Annotated in this window: 6 protein-coding genes; 5 read left to right on the plus strand and 1 reads right to left on the minus strand. The window is 71.0% G+C overall.

Annotated features, from left to right (window positions below):
• Positions 1–54 precede the first annotated feature (54 nt).
• From AC08OO_RS00560 to AC08OO_RS00570, 3 genes are read left to right on the plus strand one after another with little or no spacing between them, the layout of a single operon-like run.
• Positions 55–519, plus strand: coding sequence for a carboxymuconolactone decarboxylase family protein (locus AC08OO_RS00560; RefSeq protein ID WP_011437757.1), 465 nt, complete (start codon positions 55–57; stop codon positions 517–519).
• 1 nt (position 520) lies between these two features.
• A complete protein-coding gene (locus tag AC08OO_RS00565) occupies positions 521–1,540 on the plus strand; it encodes a Gfo/Idh/MocA family protein (RefSeq protein ID WP_011437755.1) in 1,020 nt (339 codons plus the stop codon).
• Positions 1,537–2,337: a class I SAM-dependent methyltransferase gene (locus tag AC08OO_RS00570; RefSeq protein WP_011437754.1), complete on the plus strand. Its 801-nt coding sequence runs from the start codon at positions 1,537–1,539 to the stop codon at positions 2,335–2,337. Before AC08OO_RS00565 ends, AC08OO_RS00570 begins: the two co-directional genes overlap by 4 nt.
• A gap of 110 nt (positions 2,338–2,447) precedes the next feature.
• Here AC08OO_RS00570 and AC08OO_RS00575 read toward each other — a convergent pair whose 3' ends face one another.
• Positions 2,448–3,248 (minus strand): Rmt family 16S rRNA (guanine(1405)-N(7))-methyltransferase, encoded by an 801-nt coding sequence (locus tag AC08OO_RS00575; protein ID WP_023841785.1) that lies wholly within the window; start codon positions 3,246–3,248, stop codon positions 2,448–2,450.
• Between the two features lie 175 nt (positions 3,249–3,423).
• Here AC08OO_RS00575 and AC08OO_RS00580 point away from each other — a divergent pair, with 175 nt between their 5' ends.
• Positions 3,424–4,890 carry an NAD(P)/FAD-dependent oxidoreductase gene (locus tag AC08OO_RS00580; RefSeq protein ID WP_476618134.1) on the plus strand — a complete coding sequence of 489 codons (1,467 nt, stop codon included), beginning with the start codon at positions 3,424–3,426 and terminating at the stop codon, positions 4,888–4,890.
• A 2-nt stretch (positions 4,891–4,892) separates the two neighbouring features.
• Positions 4,893–6,749, plus strand: coding sequence for a B12-binding domain-containing radical SAM protein (locus tag AC08OO_RS00585; protein WP_011437751.1), 1,857 nt, complete (start codon positions 4,893–4,895; stop codon positions 6,747–6,749).
• The last annotated feature ends 33 nt before the right edge of the window (positions 6,750–6,782 follow it).

Raw genomic sequence — 6,782 nt, forward strand, 5'->3', positions numbered from 1 at the left:
GGCCCGCCGGTAATCCGCGATCCGATTCAACGCCTGGTCGAGAGGAATTCATCGATGGCGGAGAAAACGCTAACCTCCAGCTCTTTTCGTCTCCGTGTGGACCTCCTGGCTCCCCACATCATGTCGGCCATGGAGGCTTTCGACGCCGCCACCGACAAGGTCAGCCTGCCGGCCTCGCTCCTGGAACTGGTCCGCACCCGGGCCTCCCAGATCAACGGGTGCGCCTTCTGCGTCGGCGCCCACAGCCCGGCCGCCCTCGAGGCCGGCGCGACCCAGAAGCAGCTGCTGGCCCTGCCCGTCTGGCGCGAGTCGCCGCACTTCTCGGCACAGGAACGTGCGGCGCTGACCCTCACCGAGGCCATCACCCAGATGGACCGCCGGCCGGTCACGGACGAGATGTGGGGCGAGGTCTCGGTGGTCCTCACCGAGGTGGAGCTGGCCGAACTGGTCTGGGTGATCGCGGCGATCAACGTCTGGAACCGCGTCGCCGGTACCGCGCGTCCCTGGCCAGTGGCCTGACATGCGGATCGGACTCGTCGGGGCCGGCCGAATCGGCGCCGTGCACGCCCGCACGCTGGCCGACGACCCCCGGGTGGACGAACTGGTCATCACCGACGTCGACCAGGAGCAGGCCGCCCGCGGGGCGAGCGCGGCCGGGGCCCGGGTCGCGGCGGATCTCGAGGCGCTGATCGCCCTCCGCCCGGACGCGGTGGCGATCGCCTCTCCCACCGACACCCACGCCGACATCGTCCTGCGGTGTTGCGCCCTGGGCATTCCGACCTTCTGCGAGAAGCCGGTCTTCCGGGAGCTAAGCGTCGGTGAACGCGTGGCCACCGAGGTCAGGCTTTCGGGGATCCCGGTGCAGGTGGGCTTCCAGCGCCGGTTCGACACCGGGTTCGGCAACGGGCGGGAGGCCCTGAGATCCGGTGCCCTGGGTCAGCTGCGGCGCGTGCACATGGTCACCGCGGATCCTCAGCCGCCGCCGTTCGACTACGTGGCGGTGTCCGGCGGCATCCATCGTGACTGCCAGATCCACGACTTCGACGCCCTGCGCTGGGTGAGCGGACGCGAGGTGGTCGAGGCGTTCGCCGCAGGTGCCCGGCGCGGCGCCGAGTACTTCGGTGACGTCGGCGACGTGGACGAGACCGTGGTGCTGCTGACCCTCGACGACTGTTCCCTGGCCACCCTGCAGGCGTCCCGTTACAACGGGCACGGCTACGACGTGCGGATGGATCTGGCCGGAACCTCCGCCAGCATCTCGGTGGGCCTCGACGCCCGGGTGCCGCTGCGTTCGGTCGAACCCGACGGGCCGGTACCCGCCGCGCAGCCCTGGTCGTCCTTCATGGACCGGTTCGCCACGGCGTACCGGGCCGAGATGGAGGCGTTCGTGACCATGGTGAGCACCGGCGGTCCCAGTCCCTGCACGCTCGACGACGCCCTCGCCGCGCTGCGCATCGCGGAGGCGGTGACCCAGTCCCGTCTCCGCCGCCGCCCGGTGGCCCTGGAGCACGCGACGCTCACCGCACCGGGAGCCCGATGAGCGTCATCGGGGGGCTCGCCCTGGACGAGGAGGCGGTGTTCGCCGACTTCGCCGCCCGGGTACCACTGGCCGGAGCGGACGTGGTCGAGATCGGTGGGTCTCTTCCCCCCCACCACGCACGGGCCTGCGACGTGGCTTCCTGGGTCGCCGTCGACCCCCGTCGCCCGGCCCGGGGGGACGCCCGGGACCGGTACCGTGTCCTGCCCGTGCCGGCCGAGCAGATGCCGGTACCCGACGGCGGCGCGGACGCCGTGTTCTCCAGCAACGCCTTCCAGTTCGTGGACGTACCCGCCGTGCTCGCCGAGGTCCACCGGGTCCTGCGTCCCGGGGGCCTGCTGTACGCGCACTTCGGCCCGATCTGGAGTGCGGTGGACGGGCACCAGCTCGAGTACGTGCGCTACCGGGAGCAGGACCTGCTCTTCTGGCGCGACACCCTGTTACCGCCCTGGGCCCATCTCGCCTACTCCCGGGACGAGCTGCGGGCGTTGCTGGCCAGTGCACTGCCTGCCGACCTCATCGATCTCCTGGTCTGGCACGTGTTCGACAGCGACACCGTCAACCGGATGTTCTTCGAGGACTACGTGCAGGCCGCGCTCGGGTCCGGTCTGGACTGGGTGCAGGTGAGTGCCACGCACGAGCTGGACTACCGCCTGGATCTTCCCGCCTTCGACCCGAGCCTCCTGCGCACGGTCGACCCCGGGCAGCTCGCCGCCCGGTGGTCCGCCCGCCGCGGCGCCCCCACCCGCCCGGGTCCGCGGGACGTCCTCATGGTGCTGCGTCGCCCGGAGGACCGGTGACCATGGTCGGTGGACCTGTTCCGAGTACCGGGAGACCGCCCGGGGGCCGTGTCTGCCGGGCCGATGCCTGCCGGGTCGATCCGGCCGCGGGCCGGGAAATCCCCGGCCGGTCACCTGCGCACGATGTAGATGAGCTCGTTGGCGATCTCGGCCTGGTCGAAGGTCCAGCCCCGCTCGGCCGCCTGCGCCTCGAAGGCGGCCGAGTACGTCTGGAACATGCCCTTCGAACGCTGCCCCAGCGATCTGGTCGGAAAGCTCACCACCACGAACGGCGACCTCAGCGCGTCGACGAGTTCCCAGCCGGCGCCGGCGCGCTGGCGCTCCAGCAGGGGCAACGTCTTCAGCACCAGCGTCACGTCGGCGTGCTGCGCGGGCACGGCACCCGACACGAGGTCGACCACCTCGACCCGGTGCTCGACCTCCAGCAGGTCCAGCGCCCGGTCCAGGAACTCCATCTGCTGGGAGTCGATGTCCGAGGCCAGGTAGGTGGTCTGCGCGGGCAGGCCCATCGATCCGAAGGCCAGCGGGTTCAGACCGCAGGCCAGATCCTGCACCACGGCCGGCGTGGGAACGGCGCCGAACACCGCGGCGTAGAACTCCCGCAGGTACGGAAGCCGCTCACGGGTGGAGGCGTGCACCCGCATCGCCCGGGACACGGCCGCCGCGACGGCGTCCGGATCCCCGCCCCCGACCGCCGCACCGATGTCGCGCAGCAGCCCCGGGTAGCCGGGGGCCCGCTCCGGCAGGTAGGCGCCGTAGATCTCGTGCAGCGACCGCTTGGTGCGCTTCACCGCCTCCGGCTCGTCCCCCCGGGAGGCGACCAGGGCACGCTCGGCGAGACGACGCACCGTCTCGGGGGCCACCGCCCCGTACCTGCGGCTGCGGGCCACGGTCTCCCGCACCCGGTCCACTGCCTGCTCCTGCGAGCCCACAGGGGCCGAACCGCCACCGTCACGGACCGCCACTGTTCTCCCTACGCCGGCTCCCGGTCGCCACCGGTCAGCATAGCCGCGGCCCACATGATCCCCCGCCGGGACCCGACCGGTACGGACTGGTGAGAAGTGTTGCGCGAGAGGAGCAGAAGTCATGGGCGATCCGTCGGCTACGTGTGATGTCGTCGTCGTCGGTAACGGTTCGGTCGGCATGTCACTGGGACTGGTGCTCGCCCGTCGGAGCCTCAGGGTCGCGGTGGTCGGCGAGTCCGCACGGCCGTGGGCCGCGTCGGCGGCTGCCGGCGCCATGAACGGGTGCTTCGGGGAGGTCACCCCGCAGCTCCTGCGCAGTGAGGTCGGCCGGCTCAAGCTGGAGATGGACTTCCGCGCCACAGCCCTGTGGACGGCCTGGGAACAGGCCCTGCTGGAGGAGTCCGACGAGACCGCGATCCGGACCGCGCACGGCACCACCGTCATCCTGAACACGATCGGTGTCCACGACATCGACACCGGCGGGTACGAGGCGATCCGGACCGCGCTGGAGGAGTACAAGGAGCCCTACGAGGAGGTGGATCCGGCCTCGCTCGACTGGCTCGATCCGGTCCCCACCTCCCGTCCCCTGCGGGCGATGCACATCCCCGGCGAGCACGCCGTCGACAGCCCGGCCCTGCTGACCGCTCTGGAGACGGCGATCTGGCGCCGCGGCGGCACGCTGATCGACGACCTCGTCACCGAGGTGGTCGTCTCCGCCGGCCGGGCCACCGGAGTCAGGCTCGCCTCCGGGCGGAGCGTGGCGGCCGGACAGGTGGTGCTCGCCGCCGGGGCACACACCACCGGGCTGCTGGACTGCCTGCCGCCGGACGTCCGCGCCCTGATCCCGCCGGTGGTCGCCGGACGGGGGGTCGCCCTGATGGTCCGCACCGTCACCGGGGCGATCCCCACCGGGGTGATCCGCACGCCCAACCGGGCCTTCGCCTGCGGTCTGCACGTGGTCCCGCGCGGCGACGGCCTGATCTACCTGGGGGCCACCAACGAGGTCGAACGGCACCCCGGCACCTCCGCCGCCATCGGCGAGCTCAACCTGCTCCTCGGTGGCACCCGGCAGTTGCGCGCCGACCTGAACGCCGGCTGGGTCGAGCGCACCCTGATCGGCAACCGGCCCATCCCGCTCGACGGTTTCCCGCTGCTCGGTTCGACCGGTCTGGCCGGGCTGTGGCTCATGACGGGGACCTACCGGGACGGGCTGCACCAGTCACCGCTACTGGCCACCCACATGGCGGACCTGATCCTCGACGGCCCGGGCGCCGTGGGGATGGACCTGTCCGTCTTCACCCCGATCCGGCCACCGATCCAGGCGATGACCCGGGACGAGTGCCTGGCGACCGCCGTCCTGCACACCATGGGGACCGCCTACGAGCACGACTGGAAGATCATGGAGGACTGGCCTCCGATGATCGAGGAGCATTTCCGCTCCGCCTTCACCACCATGCTGGACCGCATCGACTCGGCGTTCGTGCCGCCCCCGGAGATGCTCTTCTTCGCCGACGAGGACATCCACGAACTGTTGCTGTCGTACTACGCGGCCCATGAGAACGCCGCGACGCCCGCCGAGGATCGGTAACCATGACCTGGACGCCCGCCGAGGGGGCCCCTCGGATACTTCTGATCAAACCGCCGATCCGGGCCTGCATGATCGAGATCGGTCGACACATGCCGATCGGCCTGGCCTACCTGGCGTCCCGCCTGCGTGCGGCGGGCATGCAGGTCGACATCTTCGACGCGCTGGCCAACACCGAGGACAACCACGTGGTCGACCCGGCCGACTACACGGCGGCCGACCGTGCCAAGGTCGCCGCACATCCGCGCTGGGGGCACCTGGTCCACTGGGGCGCGCGCTGGGACCGGCTGGAGCAGCAGCTACGCCGCGGCTACGACCTGGTCGGCGTGTCCTGCATGTTCACCCCGTACTACGAGCCGGCCTACGAACTCGGTCGGCTCGCCAGGCGGATCCTGCCGCACGCCCGGGTCGTGCTCGGCGGTCAGCACCCCACGGTCGCCTTCCAGCACGCCATGACCGAGCCCGCCTTCGACGCGCTGGTGCTGGGCGAGGCCGAGTCGAACGTGGTCGAGATCGTGCAGGCCCTGCTGGACGGAGCGCCCCTGACCGGGCTGGCCGGCGTGGCCTATCGCTGCGGCACCGGCCTGTGCGGGTGTCCACCGGGCGGCCCTGGCGTCCACGTGCAGCCGCGTACCGAGTTCCTCACCGATCTGGACGGCCTGCCCCTGCCGGCGGTCAACCTGCTCGAGATGAGCAGCTACGACTCCACCGCGACGCTGATCACCAGTCGCGGCTGCCCCTTCTCGTGCTCCTTCTGCACGGTGCACGCCACCGTGGGCAGGAAGTTCCGGGCCCGCAGCCCGCACAACGTCGCCGACGAGATCGAGCACTACGTGACCGACCACGGCATCCGCCGGTTCTTCGTCGAGGACGACAACTTCACCTTCGACGTGCCCAGGGTGCGCGAGATCTGCCGCGAGATCACCCGCCGTGGGCTGGACGTCGAACTGCACCTGCCCAACGGGATGACCGTGGTCGACCTGGACGGCTCCCTGGTGGACGACATGGTGTCGGCCGGGTTCCGCAGCCTGTTCCTGGGCCTGGAGACCACCGACCCCGTCCGCCTGCGCCGCATCCGCAAGGGTTTCACCTCGCTGCAGAAGGTCAACGACGGTGCGGCCCTGTTCCGGGAACAGGGGGTGGACGTCGGCGCCTCGCTGATCGTCGGCCTGCTCGGCCAGGAGTGCAGCGAGCTCGCCCGCGACTCGGTCAACCTCATGCTCGCCGGGGTGCGTTTCTGGACCAACCCCTTCTACCCGATCCCCGGCTCCCCCGACTTCGAGCGCTGCCTGCGCACCGGACTGATCACCCCCACCACCGAACTGGCGCTGTACGACCAGTTCAACTTCGCCATCGGTTCGGACCGGCTCAGCCCGGCCGAGCTGTACTGGGCCTGTGTGGTCACCCAGGCGATGGCCCAGTGGACCGGCTATCTCCTGGAGGGGGCGCACGCGCGCCGCCGGGGAGCCGCGGCGACCACCGAGCAGGCCCTGGAACGGCTGGTCCAGCACAGCGGTGACCTGTTCGGCCCGCACGGCGAGCTCGAGGTCCCGGCGGTGCCGGTGGCGGTCGACCGGCAGACCGTGCGCGTGCATCCCGACGGGTGCTTCCACAGCATGCAGCGCCTGGACCCGGCCCGGCTACCGGCGGACTCCTGCACCTTCACCGGGGACGTCATCGCCGCGGCCGTCACCCTCCACACGGGTGTCGCGCACGGTGGGCGTCAGAACGCCGGGACCGGTTCCCCCTGTGCTTTCACCATCAGCACGACCTTGGCCGATCCGGTCGGCGCCGCGGTGGCGGCCACCGTGCTCACCGAACTGGAAACGGCGCTGACAACGAACATGGAGGTTCTCGGGTGACTGCGCTGACCAACCAGGAGACGATCCAGCGGG

It is taken from the genome of Frankia sp. CeCAU1 (genome assembly GCF_977971845.1).

What these genes read in the sequence shown, in the direction of transcription:
- AC08OO_RS00565 (WP_011437755.1), top strand. Translation starts at nt 521, where the DNA reads ATGCGGATCGGACTCGTCGGGGCCGGCCGAATCGGCGCCGTGCACGCC.
- AC08OO_RS00580 (WP_476618134.1), top strand. Translation starts at nt 3,424, where the DNA reads ATGGGCGATCCGTCGGCTACGTGTGATGTCGTCGTCGTCGGTAACGGT.
- AC08OO_RS00570 (WP_011437754.1), top strand. Translation starts at nt 1,537, where the DNA reads ATGAGCGTCATCGGGGGGCTCGCCCTGGACGAGGAGGCGGTGTTCGCC.
- AC08OO_RS00560 (WP_011437757.1), top strand. Translation starts at nt 55, where the DNA reads ATGGCGGAGAAAACGCTAACCTCCAGCTCTTTTCGTCTCCGTGTGGAC.
- AC08OO_RS00585 (WP_011437751.1), top strand. Translation starts at nt 4,893, where the DNA reads ATGACCTGGACGCCCGCCGAGGGGGCCCCTCGGATACTTCTGATCAAA.